16 protein-coding genes are annotated in these 16,812 nt (G+C 46.9%); 7 read left to right on the top strand and 9 right to left on the bottom strand.

Annotated features, from left to right (window positions below; genetic code table 11):
* The first annotated feature begins 194 nt into the window (after positions 1–194).
* Entirely contained in the window at positions 195–1,043 is an 849-nt protein-coding gene (locus tag MH117_RS14470; RefSeq protein ID WP_239329472.1) for a M15 family metallopeptidase, read from the top strand.
* A 275-nt stretch (positions 1,044–1,318) separates the two neighbouring features.
* Positions 1,319–2,347: an FUSC family protein gene (locus tag MH117_RS14465; RefSeq protein WP_239329471.1), complete on the top strand. Its 1,029-nt coding sequence runs from the start codon at positions 1,319–1,321 to the stop codon at positions 2,345–2,347.
* A gap of 515 nt (positions 2,348–2,862) precedes the next feature.
* Here MH117_RS14465 and MH117_RS14460 read toward each other — a convergent pair.
* Both MH117_RS14460 and MH117_RS14455 read right to left on the bottom strand, forming a co-directional pair.
* The gene (locus MH117_RS14460; RefSeq protein ID WP_239329470.1) at positions 2,863–3,600 is read right to left on the bottom strand and encodes a GTP pyrophosphokinase; all 738 of its coding nucleotides are present in this window, start codon (positions 3,598–3,600) and stop codon (positions 2,863–2,865) included.
* A 197-nt stretch (positions 3,601–3,797) separates the two neighbouring features.
* Positions 3,798–6,143 (bottom strand): ATP-dependent helicase, encoded by a 2,346-nt coding sequence (locus MH117_RS14455; RefSeq protein WP_239329469.1) that lies wholly within the window; start codon positions 6,141–6,143, stop codon positions 3,798–3,800.
* Between the two features lie 549 nt (positions 6,144–6,692).
* Between MH117_RS14455 and MH117_RS14450 the strand changes: the two genes are divergently transcribed.
* Together MH117_RS14450 and MH117_RS14445 are read left to right on the top strand one after the other, a co-directional pair.
* A complete protein-coding gene (locus MH117_RS14450; RefSeq protein ID WP_239329467.1) occupies positions 6,693–7,487 on the top strand; it encodes a zinc ribbon domain-containing protein in 795 nt (264 codons plus the stop codon).
* Positions 7,488–7,935: 448 nt separating this feature from the next.
* On the top strand, positions 7,936–8,247 hold the full coding sequence (locus MH117_RS14445; protein ID WP_239329466.1) for a dipeptidyl aminopeptidase: 312 nt from the start codon (positions 7,936–7,938) through the stop codon (positions 8,245–8,247).
* Between the two features lie 112 nt (positions 8,248–8,359).
* Here MH117_RS14445 and mscL read toward each other — a convergent pair whose 3' ends face one another.
* On the bottom strand, positions 8,360–8,896 hold the full coding sequence (mscL, locus tag MH117_RS14440; protein ID WP_239329465.1) for a large conductance mechanosensitive channel protein MscL: 537 nt from the start codon (positions 8,894–8,896) through the stop codon (positions 8,360–8,362).
* 21 nt (positions 8,897–8,917) lie between these two features.
* The gene (locus MH117_RS14435) at positions 8,918–9,826 is read right to left on the bottom strand and encodes a diacylglycerol/lipid kinase family protein (RefSeq protein WP_239329464.1); all 909 of its coding nucleotides are present in this window, start codon (positions 9,824–9,826) and stop codon (positions 8,918–8,920) included.
* A gap of 226 nt (positions 9,827–10,052) precedes the next feature.
* Here MH117_RS14435 and MH117_RS14430 point away from each other — a divergent pair, with 226 nt between their 5' ends.
* Positions 10,053–10,829 (top strand): sporulation protein, encoded by a 777-nt coding sequence (locus tag MH117_RS14430; RefSeq protein ID WP_239329463.1) that lies wholly within the window; start codon positions 10,053–10,055, stop codon positions 10,827–10,829.
* Positions 10,830–10,918: 89 nt separating this feature from the next.
* Here MH117_RS14430 and MH117_RS14425 read toward each other — a convergent pair whose 3' ends face one another.
* The 4 genes from MH117_RS14425 to MH117_RS14410 all read right to left on the bottom strand — a co-directional run bounded on the left by MH117_RS14425 (position 10,919) and on the right by MH117_RS14410 (position 14,349).
* Positions 10,919–11,200, bottom strand: coding sequence for a transposase (locus MH117_RS14425; RefSeq protein ID WP_239329462.1), 282 nt, complete (start codon positions 11,198–11,200; stop codon positions 10,919–10,921).
* Positions 11,201–11,282: 82 nt separating this feature from the next.
* Positions 11,283–11,891, bottom strand: coding sequence for a TVP38/TMEM64 family protein (locus tag MH117_RS14420; protein WP_239329461.1), 609 nt, complete (start codon positions 11,889–11,891; stop codon positions 11,283–11,285).
* A 49-nt stretch (positions 11,892–11,940) separates the two neighbouring features.
* The gene (locus MH117_RS14415; protein ID WP_239329460.1) at positions 11,941–13,119 is read right to left on the bottom strand and encodes an MFS transporter; all 1,179 of its coding nucleotides are present in this window, start codon (positions 13,117–13,119) and stop codon (positions 11,941–11,943) included.
* Positions 13,120–13,302: 183 nt separating this feature from the next.
* On the bottom strand, positions 13,303–14,349 hold the full coding sequence (locus tag MH117_RS14410; RefSeq protein WP_239329459.1) for a serine hydrolase domain-containing protein: 1,047 nt from the start codon (positions 14,347–14,349) through the stop codon (positions 13,303–13,305).
* A gap of 293 nt (positions 14,350–14,642) precedes the next feature.
* Between MH117_RS14410 and MH117_RS14405 the strand changes: the two genes are divergently transcribed.
* Both MH117_RS14405 and map read left to right on the top strand, forming a co-directional pair.
* Complete coding sequence (locus MH117_RS14405; protein ID WP_028544733.1) at positions 14,643–14,831, top strand: hypothetical protein; 189 nt, start codon at positions 14,643–14,645, stop codon at positions 14,829–14,831.
* A gap of 264 nt (positions 14,832–15,095) precedes the next feature.
* Entirely contained in the window at positions 15,096–15,896 is an 801-nt protein-coding gene (map, locus tag MH117_RS14400) for a type I methionyl aminopeptidase (protein WP_239329457.1), read from the top strand.
* A gap of 108 nt (positions 15,897–16,004) precedes the next feature.
* On the opposite strand, the gene MH117_RS14395 is transcribed toward map, so the two are convergent.
* Positions 16,005–16,775, bottom strand: coding sequence for a YhcN/YlaJ family sporulation lipoprotein (locus MH117_RS14395; protein ID WP_239329455.1), 771 nt, complete (start codon positions 16,773–16,775; stop codon positions 16,005–16,007).
* Positions 16,776–16,812 lie beyond the last annotated feature (37 nt).

Below are 16,812 nucleotides of genomic sequence, written 5' to 3'. Positions count from 1 at the left end.
GAATAGGGAGTCTAGCACAGGTTCTGCCTTGCTAGACTCTTTTTTTCGCATGACTAGATGAGCAGAAAGGACACTCTATCTGCCATCTATTTCTATTATGAAAATGATGACTGTGAACTAATTCTTTTAATCCGTTATAATAGAGTCTCAATCTAATAGACAAGATAGAGCAGCGGAATGAAAGGATGATAGAAATGAAACAGAACAAACAGCGTCGGTTAGCCGCCGTGTGTATGATAGCAGCGCTTAGTGCGACCCTTTTGATAAGTGGATGCTCCAACGGAGCTACCCCCACTACGGAAGGACAAAAGACACCTCAGACAGGTTCAGGACAAGTCGATCCTGCTTTGACGCCTCAGACAGGAGAAGATGCCGACAGCAAAGGAGAGGAGCCAGTGGACAAGCTTGCATCCGTAAAGAGTGAGGCCGCAATGGCGAGTACTACGGAAGAGAAAGATGGTAAGTCTGTTGTGACAAATCCAGAATCCATCTATGTCGTGGTAAACAAACAGCGTTCACTGCCGGATGGATATGAGCCGGCAGATTTGGTGGAACCCAATGTAAAGTTCTCCTTTAGTGAAGCGCATGAGAAGCGTCATATGCGTAAGGAAGCGGCAGCGGCGTTAGAGCAGTTGTTCGCCAGTGCAAACGAGAGTGACATCGAGCTGAATGCAGTATCCGGATACCGATCTTACAAGCGTCAGCAATCCTTGTTTAGTCATTACGTGGATACACAGGGTCAGGAATATGCTTCACGTGTTAGTGCTGTACCAGGGACTAGTGAACATCAGACAGGATTGTCCATTGATGTATCAAGCCCAAGTGTGAGCAATGAATTGGAGCAAGTATTTGGTGCTTCCAAGGAAGGTAAATGGCTGGCAGAACACGCGCATGAAGCAGGCTTTATTATTCGTTACCCAGAGGATGGAGAAGCCATTACAGGTTATATGTACGAGCCGTGGCATATTCGATATGTTGGTGTGGATACTGCCACTGCTATTTACGAGCAGAAGACTACGCTGGAGCAATTCCTTAGTGATTAAATGTCCGCAGGGCGAGGTCGTTATACGTATTTTAATAAATGAAAGTTAGCGATGAGCAGCATCCTGAATGAGAGAGCTTGCAGGCTGTGTAACAGCTTGTAGGCTTTTTTCTGCGACCAGACCGGCAAACGACCGTATTGAAATCGTGCAGATGGAGAGTTGCGTAGATATCCTTTTGCATGAAACGTATTGAAGCGTGTAAGATAAGGCTGGGCATAGCATTAGCTTTTAACAAATTTTGCTCAGTTCTTTTCATTTTAGAAGGAGGAATCCATGTGGCATTTGGAGCGCGGGTGCTGAAGACGGGGATTGCGGTAACGCTGGCCCTCTATATCACGATGATTCTGCAGCTTCACACACCAGTCATTGCGGCGGTGGCCGCGATCTTTGCGATGCAGCCTTCCATTTACCGTTCATGGCGGTACTTTCTGGAGCAGCTCCAGACGAACACCTTAGGCGCAGCTATAGCATTGTTGGCGGGGATGGTCATATCCAACAACCCTATAGTGGTCGGTATTATCTGTATTTTAGTTATTATGATTTGTCTCAAAATGAAAATGGAAGAAACGGTCGGCCTAACCTTAGTAACGGTCATCGCGGTAATGGAGGCATCTGGGCAGTGGGATTTTGCATTAGCAAGATTTGCACAAATTCTGGTAGGGATTGGTTCGGCGTTTGTCATAAATATATTATTTTTCCCACCGAATCCTAAAGTCCAATTTAATCAACAGCTAGAGGCAGCATTTAGTAGGATGTCGCTGCTCTTAAGAACAGTTGTGTCTGATGAGATGAAAGAAACGGCATTCCGTGCAGAGAAGGGCGCGCTTGAGGACAACTTAAAGTCACTTGGCGATAAATTCAAATTGTTTGAAGAAGAAACCAAAAAGCTGAAACGGGCCAGGTACCGGGAATCCAGACATATCGTTGTGCACAAGCAACTGCTGTATACGCTTCATAAAGGAATGGAAGTATTGGAAGCGATGGAGAACCATTATTTCCAGTCGTTTAGAGAAGAGGGTGTAGACCGTTTATTTGACGCTCATCTGGAATTGCTGATCAAGGGTCATGAACACGTTTTGTTAAAGATGGAAGACAAAGTGAAGCAGGACAGCCACGAAATTGAGCGGCTGCAGCAAGATAATGAGTCATTTCTATATGTGTTGATGACACAATGCGTACAGGGCGAGGAAGGATCGAGGCGATTATCTATCGTTGCGGCGGCATGCTATGAGTATGGTTTCCAAATTTGTCGTCTAGATCGCTTGGTAGGGCATGTGGAATCAGGGCAGGACAAGAAAAAGTGAAAGATATGCGAACACATAAAGAGCCTGTATACGGCGTTAGGGAGTTAGTCCCATACGTCATATACAAGCTCTTCTTAAGACTGCTTCAGTTAGCCGCAAGGCACCGCAGCAGACTCGCTATGAAGCCATGACACGTAGAGACGTTTGCAAATCAACATGCGACTGTTCATCTTAACCGAATGAATAATTCCTATCGTTGATAATCGAAAGTACCTATTCTTGGCAAGAGCAGCCCAGTCCGTCTTACTTATCACATCGACATACTCATTTTAATAGCTACTGTTCAACATGCAGCTATTAAATGGTGTGTAAGTGTGATAACAGACGTGCCGTGTTATCTACACAGCTGCCTGGTGATGTTGAGATCGGCAGTGTCTTACGTCATCATGGTATTCGGGACGCTAAGCAAAATCAGGTGATGACGTCACCTAGCGTCAATACTTAGCATGTTTTAACTTGTACAGATGCATACGAAGGAATATTTTCCTGTATACGTACGTGTATCTTTCAGGGAACTAAGACGGCGAGTGTTTAGTTACGTTAACAGCTTCAACTCGAGTATAAGGTTTAGTGTCGTTTAAGACGTCGCCCAGGCCCTCGGACAACCCCGATATCCACTCTTCTTGATTATAAGATAATATCTCTTTACGCAAATCGAGCATCTTGCGATCCAACTCATCAACGGCTTTGGCGGCCTCCGTGAGTTCATTGATGACATGCTGCGGGACTTGCTGCTGGAATTTATAATAAATAATGTGCTCCAGACTAGCCCAGAAATCCATCGCCAATGTACGCAGTTGAATCTCGATGTATACCCATCGCACATCGTCAAACAGGACAAGCGGCACCTGTACGATTACATGCAGACTCTGGTAGCCATTTCCCTTTGGACTGGCAATGTAGTCTTTAATGTCGACCACACGAATATCGTCTCGTGATTTTAAGTGATCTAGTATTAAATAAATATCCTTCACAAAGGCACACACAATACGCATGCCAGCTACGTCATATATTTTACTAACGATAGAGTCCAAAGTTAGGGGTAAACCTTTGCGCTGCAATTTATTAAAAATGCTGTTAGGTTCTTTTAGTCGGGTCTTGGTATGCTCAATCGGAGAATATCCATTGCGTATCTTCCATTCTGCTTGAATAATCTTAATCTTCGTCTCAAGCTCTTCCAATGCCAACTGATACAATGTGGGCAACTGCTTTACTTGTTCATACTGCTTTAGAATCATATCAGACTTGGACATGTAAAATCTCCTTCTTGCGTGTTATCGCAGATTATAAATGCAAATCTTTATCTCAAAAGCATTTCTCTGCGTCTACTCTCTATTGTAATAGATATCAGGGGGGTATTTCAAAATACAGAATGAACTTTCCCCTATTTACTAATTTTTTAAACAGCGCAGCAGCACAGAGGTTATGCCATCGTATTCACACTATGCTGTCATTTAGCGGGCAGTGCAGGTGAATTTGGTGTAGGACCACGCCAGGCATCTATCAAGAACCGACTGACCCCCTGTTTCTTGCCGTGTACGATGACAGGTGAACTGATGAAGAGCTCCTGTCTTGCACGAGTAATGCCGACATAGAGCAGACGTCGTTCTTCTTCTAACAGTGTTTGCTTGACGTCAAGTGCGCTGGACGATGTGCTTGTGATGGAATGGATGGTGCTGTCCAAGTGAACTGGATTTACAGCTTTACCATCACGAGTCCTACTAGTCGAATCGATCGAACCAACTGTGTTGGTTTGCATGGAAGAGAACTGTTCCTTCTCTGCGGGTGGCTTATCCCGAAGCGATATTCGATGCGGAAGCAATTCCTCCGTAATGCCGATTAAAAATACGCAAGGGAACTCCAGTCCCTTGGCTCGATGTATTGTCATAAGTGTAAGGGTATCGTGTTCGTCTGTGGACTGCTTGCCTGCAAGAGCAGCTGTAGGGGCCTGCGCAGCCCGCTTGTGAGCCTTTGCTGGCTTTAAGGCTGCTGCGGCAGCATAGCGTTCTCTCAGATCTTCAATATGCTTTAAATAGGCTTCGACCGTGTCAAAACGCTGAGCTGAGCTCTCCAGTTCTTCTAACGTCTCGGCAATGGTCTCTTGATAGGCTGTTGCTTTTTCTCCAGCCATTGCAGTTGTATATTTATCGTAAAATTCACGGCGCATGTCACGTATTGCCATCTGTGGCTTCAAATTAGCCAACTTTTTGATGTATCGAATGCGAGGTTTGACCGCAGCTTGCTGGAACTCGGCAATACCCGGGCAAGTAGCCAGATGCACCAGTGGGTACTTCTTGGCATGACCTTTATCTGCTTGCTGCACATACGTCAAGCCAGAATCTTTCGGTACATACAAACAAGCAACTGCGCTGCCGAGCGCATCGAAATCACGCGGCTTCAGGGCGAGCCGCAGATGATCAAGGAGCGGCTTAACCAGCGCGTGTTCATAGAACAGTGGTTCAGCACCTAACTGCTGAAACGGGATGCCGTTCATCGTCAGATGCTCAACTAATGCACGGCTTGTATGGCCCGTCCGATACAGGATCGCAATATCTGCATATCGCAGCTTACCTGACGATACAAGCTGCTGAATGTGCTCTGCCAATAGCTGAGCTTCTTCCTCGCCATCCGCGGGCCGCAGGTAACGCGGCATGGATATAGAATTAGCACGAAGAGGGGGTGAATAGTTATCCACATGGTTACCTGCTCTACCAAGTGGGAGATCCGCTACGCCCTGCATTGTCTTAGCTAAACGTTCTTTATTATGTTCGATGACTGCATTTCCCAATCCGACAATTGCCGGATTGGATCGAAAATTCATGTCGAGTGTAACTTGTACCGCGTCAGGGTATGTCGTACGGAACTCTGTCATATATAAATGACAAGCTCCGTTAAAGGTATAGATCGTCTGATCGTCGTCCCCGAACACAGCCAAGTTGCGGTGCCCATCAGTCACATGGCGGAGCAGTTGAATCTGGACAGGGGTCGTATCCTGAAATTCGTCGACCATGACGTAGCGGAAGCGACGGCGGAGCTTCGCCACGAGTGCTTCATCGCTGTCCAACAGGTGGACGAGGTCAACAAGCAAATCATCGAAATCTTTTAATCCACGTTCGCGCTTCTGGTCCTCAAAGCGCTTCATTGCGCGCTGCATGTCGCGCTCTGCGTTGCCATCCGGTCGCCAGTCCATAGGGGACTGGCAGCGCGCCTTCAGCGCGGACAGCGCGGCAAGCACCGTCTCGGCCTGCAGCGTGTCGTGCAGGCTGAGCTCGCGCAGCACGCGGCGCATGAAGCCGTGGCGCGCACGCTCTTCCGCGAGCAGCGTGAACGGCGGTGCGTACGCCTGCAATAGGGCAAGCGCGAACGAGTGGAACGTTCGTGCTTGCACGCCGCGTGCCATGGCCGAGTTCACGCCAGGCAGCCGTGCTAGCCGCGAGCGCATCTCTGCTGCGGCTTTGTTCGTAAACGTGACCAGCCACAGCGCCTCTGGCGCAGCTCCGCGCACGGTTAACAGGTAAGCAGCCCGTGCCGTCAGCACGGACGTCTTGCCTGAACCGGCGCCCGCAAGGCAGAGCAGCGGTCCTTCGCCGTGACGGACCGCGCTGCGCTGTGAGGCATGCAGCGATAGGCCCTGATTCGCCAGCCCTTGAAAAAACCAGGCATCTTCCTCGGATTCAACTGCCGCCGCAAGGCGGGCTTGGTCAGCCGTAGCTGCAACCGGGACAGGTGCTGCTGAGGTTACCCCATCGGGCCTCGACCGCCAGGATACAGCGGCACGTTGTTCTTCTTTCTTCATGTGAGTAATTCCTTTCTTATAGTAAAGGCCAGTTAACAGTTAGCCCAGTAGAGTTCTGTTATAGCTGCTGAATGAAGGGTTCATGTTACAATCAGTCTCTTCTATTATGATAGCAGAATGCTGACACCGCAAAGGCCATATCTTCCTGAAATTCGAAATGTTAAATAGAAGAGAAGAATACAGCACAACACAAACATGTTTTTACACGTATAAGCATACGTTGTCCTTAGATTAAATTAAGGGGGAGACCCTTTGAAATATGAACCAAGGAAGGGAAGTGCGATCATTCACACGTCTAACGATTCATATTGATTTGTGCATTAAATAATCAGTTTTTTACGATTTCAAGTTTCAATTGTCATGCCTTTGTTTAAAGGTTATCAGGGTTTATACTGAACTTCGCGAGAAGAGGTGAATTCACCTCTCTGCCAACAAGTATAATCTCGTATGTACTTGTAAATGCGGGACAAACATACTATGTTTATAATCGATCTATTTCAAATTTTAAATGATGGAAGTTTGGTGTGACAGGAAAGGAGGGGCCATAGGATGAATCGTTTTTTGCAGAAAATGAAAGAAGGAGCGTCCAAGGCATCTGAGAAAGCCCAAAATGTGGTGGAGTTAAATCGGATTCAATCCCAAATTGAATCACTCCGCAAAGAATGGGAGCAGAATACATATGAGATAGGCTGCCTGGCCTATGAAGCATATAAAACGAATGAACTTTCGGGACTAGAGCATCAGCTAGCCGCGCTTGCCCGTGTCAATGCGCGTGTAGAACAGGATATCGAACAATTGGAATGGAAAAGGTGCGAGCTGCGTCACGAGAAGCGATGTGATTGTGGTGAGATTGCGCCATGGACGGCCAATTACTGTGCAAAGTGCGGCACCAAGCTGCCTGATCCGCCGAGCATGGGAGAAGAGACTGCGGCCGCCTATGAGCCGCAGGGTAAAGTGACAGAATTGCGGCCATTTGAGTATAAGGATGGTCAATATGCACATCCGGAACATGATGATGCAGAGGATGCTTTCCATTCGGTAGTGGATGAGGAAAAGTATCCTCGTTATGCCGTGCCTCAGCAAACAGATGCGTTTGAAGATGAGGATGCGTATGCATTTGACGAGGAACAGTTTCTGCTTCCACGCTCCCAGCATCGTCAACATACGGTGACTGATTCCTTGCATAAGTCGGCTGTGCCTAATGCTTACGATGGCCATATTGGCACGAAGCGCTTTGAAGCTGGTCCTGAACCATTGCCAGAAGCTAAACCCTGTACAGCATGCGGCTCATTTGCACCTCTAGAGGCGAAGTGGTGTGAGCGCTGCGGCTCTCCATTTGTATAAACGGGTATTCCAAGCTTATTTATAGGATAAGTAATTTGCCGCTGAAGCTCTATCCAAGTCACATGATTGTGGATTGGATGGAGCTTCAGCGGTTTATTTATATTTATATGCAAGGGACCAGGTAGGGGGTTGCCACTTTGTTGTTCAAGACATCATCTTATATATGCTGGGCTATGAGTTGGAACAGCAGAATAGTGGGAAGGTTAGAGAATAATGAAGTCCAAGATTTATTCGGTTAGAACCTTATTGTTAATAATAATCGACAATTGAGCATAATTTCACTAGATGTTCACTACATTGCAAATAAGTACCTGCAACGGTTTGCTGTTCCTGTCGTAAGGGATAGTATACACAGAACAGCGTTTATGATAAAGCGAAGAAGGATACATTAACCTTTGCATAGAGCGAACACTTGGCTGTCTGAAATTGTGCACGAGGAGGGATTAGGATGAAAGAATGCATCATCCATTTTGATTTACAAGCACGTAACGGTGAGATAGAAAAGCTTCGCGGTCTCGTTATGATTGAGGAGGGGAAGAAACCTACTGCTGCACAAATACTGGACATGTTGGATATGATGGGCTATAAAGCATCGATAGAGGACGAAGATCATTATGTATTCGCTCCTGCCGGCGGCAGCAGCACATTCGACAAGATTGTAGTCAAGAAGATGGATGCTGGAGAAGAATCATTTACACCTGATCCATTCTTAAAAGCGATCGCTGAATCGATGATGGAGAAAAATAGACGGTTTCTCTAACTTAGATATAATGGGATATATATGAAGACAAAAGACCGTTGCTCGCACAGAGGTATGGACAAGCCATGCTGCTCTAAGCGAGGACGGTCTTTATTGTTTAAGCAAATGATATCTAAACGTTAACGAATTCGGATTCGTTAAGCATAGAAGTACAGCTTGGGCAGCGTGTTGCGGCCTTTGGAATCTCGGAAACACAGTATGGGCAGGCTTTGGTTGTAGGCTCTGCGACGACTTCCTCTTTATCTCTCTTGCGGTGCATGACATTTATAGCTTTAACCATGACGAAAATAGACAGGGCAATAATAATAAAGTCAATAATCGTGCTGACAAAGGAGCCGTAGGCAATGACAGCGGCACCTTGCTGTTGTGCTTGTGCCAATGATGTAATTGCAGATCCGTCTGGCATAAGTTTGCCATCCATTTGCCAGAATAAGTCCTTAAAGTTAACCCCGCCAAGCATATATCCGATAGGCGGCATGACCAGATCGTTAACGATCGAGGTGACGATCTTGTTAAAGGCACCGCCGATAATGACACCGACTGCCAAGTCGATCACATTGCCACGCAGCGCAAATTGCTTAAATTCTTGCGCCAGTGTTCTTACTTTTGATTCTCCCACTTTCTTGTCCTCGCTTTCTAATGTGTACATGATTACATTACACCTTGTCGACTATTTTGAATCGACATAAGGTGCATATATGTTCAGCTTCCCTGGATGTATACAAGCAGTGAAGGGCGTTGTCCCGATCCGTTCTCCATCTCCGATAGATACGATAGACTGTGAAGACTTCACGTCAATGATGGATCCGCGCTTCATGGCCACATAACGCAGTTTGACATGCTTACCTGAAAATACGGTAGGAAGTAGTCGAATGAAGGTAAACCGACTGCAATTATGGACGATACAAATATCAAGCTTGCCGTCGTCTGCTCTGGCTGCGGGACATATTCGAATTCCGCCACCATAGCTGTTGACATTGGAAATAGCGGTTAGCCACACGTTGCGATACTGCGATTTCTCGCCATCAATGTTTATTTCAACATTGGTAGGACGGTAAGTAAAGAGCATATGGATGATGCCAATTAAATACGCGACAGGTCCTATTTTTAGGAGGTTGCACCAGCGTTTATAGACGCTTCGATTGACGATATCGGCCACTGCGGCATCGAAGCCGTTGGCAATAGCTGTTAGAGTCCATCTGTCATGAGCCTTGATGAGGTCAATCAAGCGTCGCTCTCCAGCAAGCATTACTTCAAGCGCGCCAATTGGTTCGGATGGTATGCCGAAACCTCTTGCGGTATCGTTGCCCGATCCTGCCGGAATAATACCTAGTGTCGCATGAGTTCCTGCCAGCAGCGGGAGCATGCGGTGGATGGTTCCATCTCCTCCAATTACAATTACATCAGCGTATGGGTAGGTGACCAAGTGAGCTTTAACCTGTTCTTCTGCTTGCTCCGGGGTAGTAGACACACATGCTGCATAAGGGATGCCAAGCTTTCTGTATCTCGGCTCAATATCCGTCCATACGTGTTGGCCATTGCCATTGCCTGCGTGTCGATTAATGACAAACAAATTCAACGTCCATCTCTCCCATGATAGCCTAATCTGTCGTCCTTTATAAGATTGCTGCAGAACTGCTTTCCTATTATAGCATTCATCATTTTCTTGCCAACCCTTTTTAGATAAAACAACAATAATCATGAAACATTTGCCAAATTCGGTCCGTATTATCAGGAGACAGGCAAGTGAAATCGCATACTATTTAGAATGAGTAGAATTCCAATCCTTAGGCGGAGGTCATGAGATGTCCATGTTTAATCGCTTGTTAGCAAGTGTAGGGATCGGTAATGCCAAGGTAGATACGCTTCTTGAGCACGTACGTTATGCGCCGGGTGATCAAGTGAAAGGTGTCGTCAAAATAGTAGGAGGGCAAGTGGCGCAACAGGTTGATGGGATTAGATTAACGTTGATGACACAATATCTGAAGGAAAGCAATGATCATAAGCATTGGGTAAATTGCGAATTAGCACGATATCGTGTGAGTGAGGCGTTTAGTCTCCAGCCTAATGAAGAGCGTGATTTTCCGGCTCTTATCACACTGCCCCAGCAGACGCCGCTTACCATCGGCAATGCACCGGTCTGGTTGAAGACGGAGCTGGATATCGCAAGCGCAGTTGATCCATCTGATCAAGATCGAATTGAGATTGTGCCTAGCGTTGAACAAAGTATTGTTATAGATGCTTTGAATCGACTTGGCTTTCGCCTCCGCAAGGCTGAATGCGAATATGCGCCGCGTCTGGGCAGCGTATCCCCATTTGTGCAGGAATTCGAGTTTGTACCTACATCTTATTTTCGGGGTGAGCTTGATGAACTGGAAGTCATCTTTTACCCGACTGAGCATCAATTGGAACTGCTGCTTCAGATTGATCGCCGAGCACGCGGTTTGGGCGGCTGGTTGTCAGAAGCGATGGATTCGGATGAGACTTTTGTCCGATATCGCTTGAGCAGGGACGAATGGAGAAGGCTTGGCGCGGAAAAGGTATCGACACAGTTGGCTGAGCTTATTCGTAAATATGTATAAATTCAATAAAAAGCGGCCCAAGCGTGAATGCTGGGCCGCTTTTATTGGATTTGTTGCAAAATGCTGCAAAGGGATGAGGCTGTTGTTTGTTATTTGTCGCCGCGATCCGTATGTTTGCGCGGATGATTCTGTTTCGGCGCTGGCATATCTTCGTCCGCCTTGGCTACGAGCCGGACGTCGGTCTTGCCGTCATGGTGATTATCATAAATAAATTGCGTTAGCTCCCACTCCGTCGCGCCGAGCTGCGGGTCAGAAGGATAATGCTGACCACGATGCAGCACTTCTTCTCGACCCCACTCATTTGTGTAGATGCCATCGACTTCCACTTGCTCGCGAGAGACCGGATTCATGCGATCACGTTCTTTTGACATAGGGGCTAGGCTCCTTCCTGATATGGGTTAACCGCCTAAGCATAACGTTCCCAAGAAGAAGTCTGACTATCCTTCGTATGTTCTAAGTCGTGTGATATCGGGCTTCCAGCTTCTTGCCGCCAAACCACAGCAGTGCGAAGACCGCGATGGCGAGCGCAATGCGCCATGGCTGGTGAATAAAGCCTTGCCAGTCATGACCGATAAAAGCCATCATAAAGATCATCAATGATTTACCGGCGAGTACGGCGATCATAAACGTACGGAACTGAAGCGTGCTGAGACCGGCCGCTACATTAATCAAGGATGACGGTGTGAATGGGAAGCAAAGCAGGACAAAGATTGGGGTAAAGCCTTTTGTTTCGATCCAGTGAAAGAAGCGTTTGGTACCTGGCATTTTACGCTGGACGTATGCGTTGAATCGGCCCCCAAACAAGCGTGCAATCCAGAATATAGCAAAGGAACCTGCACAGACTCCGATCCAGGAATATAAAAAGCCAAGCCATAGCCCATACGCTGCCGCATTAGCCATCACAAACACGATGAGCGGCAGGAAAGGTAAAAATGCTTCCAGAAAGGGAAGCATAATTCCTGGAATCGGCCCTAAATTAGAATATTGTTTCAACCAAAGTTCCACTTGATTCATATCTATATGTTTTAACGTTGTGATGACTTGTTGCAACCAATCCCACATGGTTAGTATTCATCCTCTCCCAGACAATACGACTGTTCCTGATCTTGCGCTAATGTTCAGCGAACCAACGCGATGGGAACAGTAAATAGACAATCGCAATTATGCCGAATAATCCTGCACTAAGCCAGACGACTGTGGCTGCCGAGAATTTGTCGGCTAGAACACCGCCAATGACAGGGCCAATCAAGACTCCAATTCCTTCTACCGTTGACAGCAGACTCCAGCCCAATCCTTTCTGACCAGGCGGCACATAAAGAGCCAGCAGTGCGTTCCATGCAGGTAGTACCGCGGCGTAAGAGACGCCCAATATTACAGCAAGTAGGTAAGCCATCCATACGGCAGGCTGCAGTGACAATGAGGCAAGCGTTAAGGCAAATATGCCAAACCCAATAATTAGAAATGGCTTGCGTCCAAGACGATCAGACCACTTACCCATTGGTACCAGTCCTAGCACTGTACAGCCGCCCCCTATAAGAAGTAGTACCGAGTACTGCTTGTTAGACAATGATAGGGAGGCCTCCGCAAAGGTGGGGAGTATGGGTACAAGCATACTCGCGCCAAGTGTCTGCAGAATCATGCCTGGAAGTAACGGTTTAATGGCACGTAATCTCTCCTTGAGTGCAATCCATTGTTCATGGAAAGGGACTGGTGTCGTCGGCGCTCCCGTCTGTCTGCCACCTGGAACAGCAAAGCTGATGAGCCAAGCAAGGCCAGCCAGGATAAGCAGCAATGTAAATGCCAGCTCAGGTTTGTAGTCAAGAATGACATTTAACACAACTGGACCTGCCCCCATACCGACCAGCCATATCGTATACAGGAAACCCATCTGAGCGGCACGCTGTTCTTCCTTTACTTTGGTAAGACAGACAATCCATACAGGGGAGATACCAACACCATAAAGCGCGGCAGCCAAGATGAATACCCAATTCCATTCTCCCCAAGCAAAAAGTCCGATCCCGATCAAGGATATAAGCAAGCCTATATTAATGATCAAACGAGCAGACCAACGATCAAGTAAGTACCCAATACCTGTCTTTAACACTGTATCTGTCAAATAATGGGCTGTAATAGCGATGCCTATAATGGCCAGGCTGTTGTGAAGTTCATTTTTACCGTATATGGGGATAAAGCTGACGATTGCTGCACCGCGAACAAATTCAACAAGGAATAAGATTACGGATAACAGAATGATGTCAGTCCCCAAGCCTAATGCGCGAATGGATTTCAATGCAGGTCGCTCCTTTAATGCCGACTTCTCGTTCCCCTGTCTTATCCAAGATTGAGAACTGTACCCATTATATCGTGCAGTACAAGCCAATTCCAATGGGATTCTTGTTAACGGCATGTTAAACATTTGTATGGGCCGCAGTGCTGTCAGTGCGTTATGACGACGGGTGTCTATCTCTATCCTTCAATAAGATAAGCAGGCAGGCAGTAAATGCTGCTCCAGCCATAATCTTGGGTGGCGCCATCTTCTAACGTGCGAATTGCCTGCCAATACCACAACAATATCCAGTTCGGGCACGATATAAATCATCTGTCCGCCGTGACCCAGTGCACAAAAGGCATCGTATCCTTGCAAACGATGTGACCATCCTTGATAGCCGTAATTTCCGTAGGCATCCATGCCTGCATGATGGCTGCGCATTGTTTCTTTTATCCATTCGGAGGGTATTACGTACAGAGCGTCTGTGCTGTTGCTTACATTGTTGTCACGTATGATTCCCTTATCCAGCATTAATTGCCCGATTTTTAGCATATCTCTACCTGAAAGATGAAGCCCGATATGACCAGATGCATCCCCATCGGGAGACAGTGCCCAGCGGTAGTTGATGATCCCAAGAGGCCCGAACAAATGCCGTTCCGCATATTGATCTGCGCGCATACCAGTTATACGTGTTAACAATACAGATAATAGATGGGAATCAATACTTCGGTACTGAAAATGATTCATGAATTCAGCATGTACTGGCAAACGAAGAGCAAAGCGAGTCCAACTTGCGCTATTGTGAAAACGATGAATCCATTGTTCGCCAAGCTTAGGACCGGTCTGCCAGTGGAGGCCGCTTGTCATCGTGAGCAGATGATAAAGAGAAATACTGCTCCATAGAGGGTCATTTTTGTTGCTTTGTGGAAGTTCTGCTTCGAAATAGGGCTTAATTGATTCTTCGAGTGCGGGCATCAGCCCGCGGCTTGATGCGATGCCAACAAGTATGCCGACCACAGTCTTCGTTGCGGAACGAAGATCATGAAGCGATGTCTTGTCACAGTCAGCGTACACCTCGCATAGGGTTTCTCCCTGACGGGCTAGTAGAAAGCAGCGCAGATTGGGATGAAGCTTATAAAGCGCTGTGATTGCTGTTTCTAGTCGTTTGTGATGGATTCTTTTTTTTTCGGGGACAGGAGTAATCCAGCACTTTTTATTGGTCAAGTCAGACGAGGTATTGCATATGGTCATAAGAGAGGATTCACTCCTTTGAAGTTGGTGAACGCAGCTGCACATTATTTTTTAGAAGGCGATAAGTTAAAGAATCGAAACAAAATGCTTGTCCTGTAAAGAAAAATGGAGCTGATGTGGTTAGTATGCCCAATAAACAGATGTACAAGTAAAGATTGTGTGTTTTTGTTGCTCTGGGGAATATGATATAATAGGAACTATTATGCAGTGAATTCCAGCGTTACAAGCGAGTCCGAAGTCCGTTAGTTCTCCGTTGCGGAGCATGATCTACAACGCTTTGGGAGGGAATTTTCATGGCTACAAAAGGTCACAACGAAGTGAAAGAGAGCTTGTTGGAGATGACGCGGATCTTCCGACCTAAGAATCCTAGGAAATTCGTAAAGGAATATATCCGGAAATATCGGATTATGGGAGGCTATGAAGACGAATTAACTCAGCTTGTAGAGTTGGAGCTTGGCAAGATTGACAGCAGTGTGTCATAACGGAAATTTTTCAGATGACATCTGATATATAACTTATTGAACAAGGCGTCCCTTTAAGGGATGCCTTGTTTGCATATGAGCGTATAAGCTGAGCATAGAGCTGCAGGGTGATCTTAAATGCGACATATGCTATGTAGTGTTATGACTGCATCATCACACGTCATAAGTATCTGCTGTCATATAAAAGATCAGCGCGGAATAAGTCTACTAGAAGTGCGTCAATGAGCATGCAAATACGCCTGCGGACAAATTGGGGGAGCGACTATGTTGGAGCTTAAAAACGCGGAGCAGATTGCGAAAATACAGGCCGCCGGTCGATTGGCCGCAAGATGCCATCGTGAGGTGGCTTCTCGTTTGGCACCCGGGGTCACAACTAAAGAGATCGATGCATTTGTAGAGAAATGGCTGCTGCGAGAAGGAGGGTATCCTTACCAGAAAGGCTACAATGGCTTCCCATACTCGATCTGTGCTTCTCGTAATGACATCGTATGCCACGGATTTCCTACATCCATACCGCTGCTTTCAGGGGATATCGTAACGATAGATCTTGTCGTTCAATATAAAGGCTGGTTGGCAGACCTTGCTTGGACTTATAACATTGGGCGCGTCCGCCCGGAAGTGAAGGCTCTTGTTCGTCATACGTTAAAGGCGCTGCGATTAGGGATGGAGAAAGCTCGTCCTGGCGGCCGAGTTGGTGATATTTCGAACGCGATTGGCACGTACGGGCGGTTGAGCGGTTACGGGGTGGTCCAGACCTTGGTCGGCCACGGTATTGGCAGACAGCTTCATGAAGCACCAGAGGTGCCTAATGAGGGCAGTGTCGGAACCGGAGATGTGCTCGAAGACGGGCTGGTGATTACCTTGGAACCGATATTCACGATGGGTGGAAATGATGATGTATGGCTTGGGCGTGATGGTTGGACAGTTCGAACGATGAATGGCCAGTGGGCAGCTCACTTTGAGCATACAATAGCGGTAACCAAGCAGGGCCCGCGTATACTAACAACAGCAGTGAGCCCTTTGGCACAAGTTAGTGGGTTCAGCTCGCGACGCTTGCGTCTGTAATTACCTAGGGAGCGTGCATTGAGGTTCAGTGACCGTCAACCTATTAGGGGGTGGCGGTCACTGGGTCATAAGTGTGAATGTTCATTTGACCGTTTCTCAGCACACAATCTATTGCATATAGCGGCTAATGATCTGTTTTAAAGAAACTACATAGGGCTCAAGGGATTCTTGTGGATACACCTTCATCGCAAGTGCGCTAATATGATTGAAGAAATCTGCATTTGCACTAATATAAACTTGTTTAACATCAGGAAGTTTTTCCCTGACAGCAGTAGCGACGGTTTGCTTGAATTCATGCGAGAGATGCTCGCTATGTGCTTCGGAGGTAGTTTGACTGCTTGGGTTCACGATCTGGGGAACAGGTTGATCCAATCGCTGTTCTGCAAGCTTGCTTGGATCGGAGACATTGGTATCCCGCTGTTCGCGCGCAGAGTGTCCGCCCACGCCTTTGGTACCAAGTCCAGTGGCATCGAGGGTCAAGGCAACATATGCATTGTGATTCAGATCGATGACATAAGCGAGCGCTACTCCGCTTACCTGACTTACATGATTGCTTGCTGCTTTAGCAACTCTTGCAGGGGGCTCAGACGACGTATGGGCCGATGCCTTGTACTTGTTATCTTTTAAAGGTGTTTCCCCCATCATATTGCCATGGAGATCGTTATACGAAGGATGATTGGAAATGCGATAATCTCTTGTTGTGCGGTCGGCATAATTGGATGCCAGATCTTTGGTTGACTTGCCGCCGTTTTCATTATAAGAATGGCAGCCTGACAGTAAGGTCATACACGTGACGAAGGATAATATGACAATATTGTGAACGAGGGAGTTTCTTTTCCATGATTTAACTTTAAATAGTTGATCAAAATGTGAATTCACGTCTGTACACTCCTTTCGATGTGGCTCTATTTTTCCG

The organism is Paenibacillus sp. ACRRX, from assembly GCF_022346885.1.
In the GTDB taxonomy this organism is placed as follows: domain Bacteria; phylum Bacillota; class Bacilli; order Paenibacillales; family Paenibacillaceae; genus Paenibacillus_B.
Note: the sequence above shows the minus strand (reverse complement) of the source record. Positions and strands in the feature narration are given on the sequence as shown.

What these genes read in the sequence shown, in the direction of transcription:
- MH117_RS14420 (WP_239329461.1), bottom strand. Translation starts at nt 11,891, where the DNA reads ATGTGGGATTGGTTGCAACAAGTCATCACAACGTTAAAACATATAGAT.
- MH117_RS14445 (WP_239329466.1), top strand. Translation starts at nt 7,936, where the DNA reads ATGAAAGAATGCATCATCCATTTTGATTTACAAGCACGTAACGGTGAG.
- MH117_RS14425 (WP_239329462.1), bottom strand. Translation starts at nt 11,200, where the DNA reads ATGTCAAAAGAACGTGATCGCATGAATCCGGTCTCTCGCGAGCAAGTG.
- MH117_RS14410 (WP_239329459.1), bottom strand. Translation starts at nt 14,349, where the DNA reads ATGACCATATGCAATACCTCGTCTGACTTGACCAATAAAAAGTGCTGG.
- MH117_RS14405 (WP_028544733.1), top strand. Translation starts at nt 14,643, where the DNA reads ATGGCTACAAAAGGTCACAACGAAGTGAAAGAGAGCTTGTTGGAGATG.
- MH117_RS14460 (WP_239329470.1), bottom strand. Translation starts at nt 3,600, where the DNA reads ATGTCCAAGTCTGATATGATTCTAAAGCAGTATGAACAAGTAAAGCAG.
- mscL (WP_239329465.1), bottom strand. Translation starts at nt 8,896, where the DNA reads ATGTACACATTAGAAAGCGAGGACAAGAAAGTGGGAGAATCAAAAGTA.
- MH117_RS14470 (WP_239329472.1), top strand. Translation starts at nt 195, where the DNA reads ATGAAACAGAACAAACAGCGTCGGTTAGCCGCCGTGTGTATGATAGCA.
- MH117_RS14450 (WP_239329467.1), top strand. Translation starts at nt 6,693, where the DNA reads ATGAATCGTTTTTTGCAGAAAATGAAAGAAGGAGCGTCCAAGGCATCT.
- MH117_RS14430 (WP_239329463.1), top strand. Translation starts at nt 10,053, where the DNA reads ATGTCCATGTTTAATCGCTTGTTAGCAAGTGTAGGGATCGGTAATGCC.
- MH117_RS14455 (WP_239329469.1), bottom strand. Translation starts at nt 6,143, where the DNA reads ATGAAGAAAGAAGAACAACGTGCCGCTGTATCCTGGCGGTCGAGGCCC.
- map (WP_239329457.1), top strand. Translation starts at nt 15,096, where the DNA reads ATGTTGGAGCTTAAAAACGCGGAGCAGATTGCGAAAATACAGGCCGCC.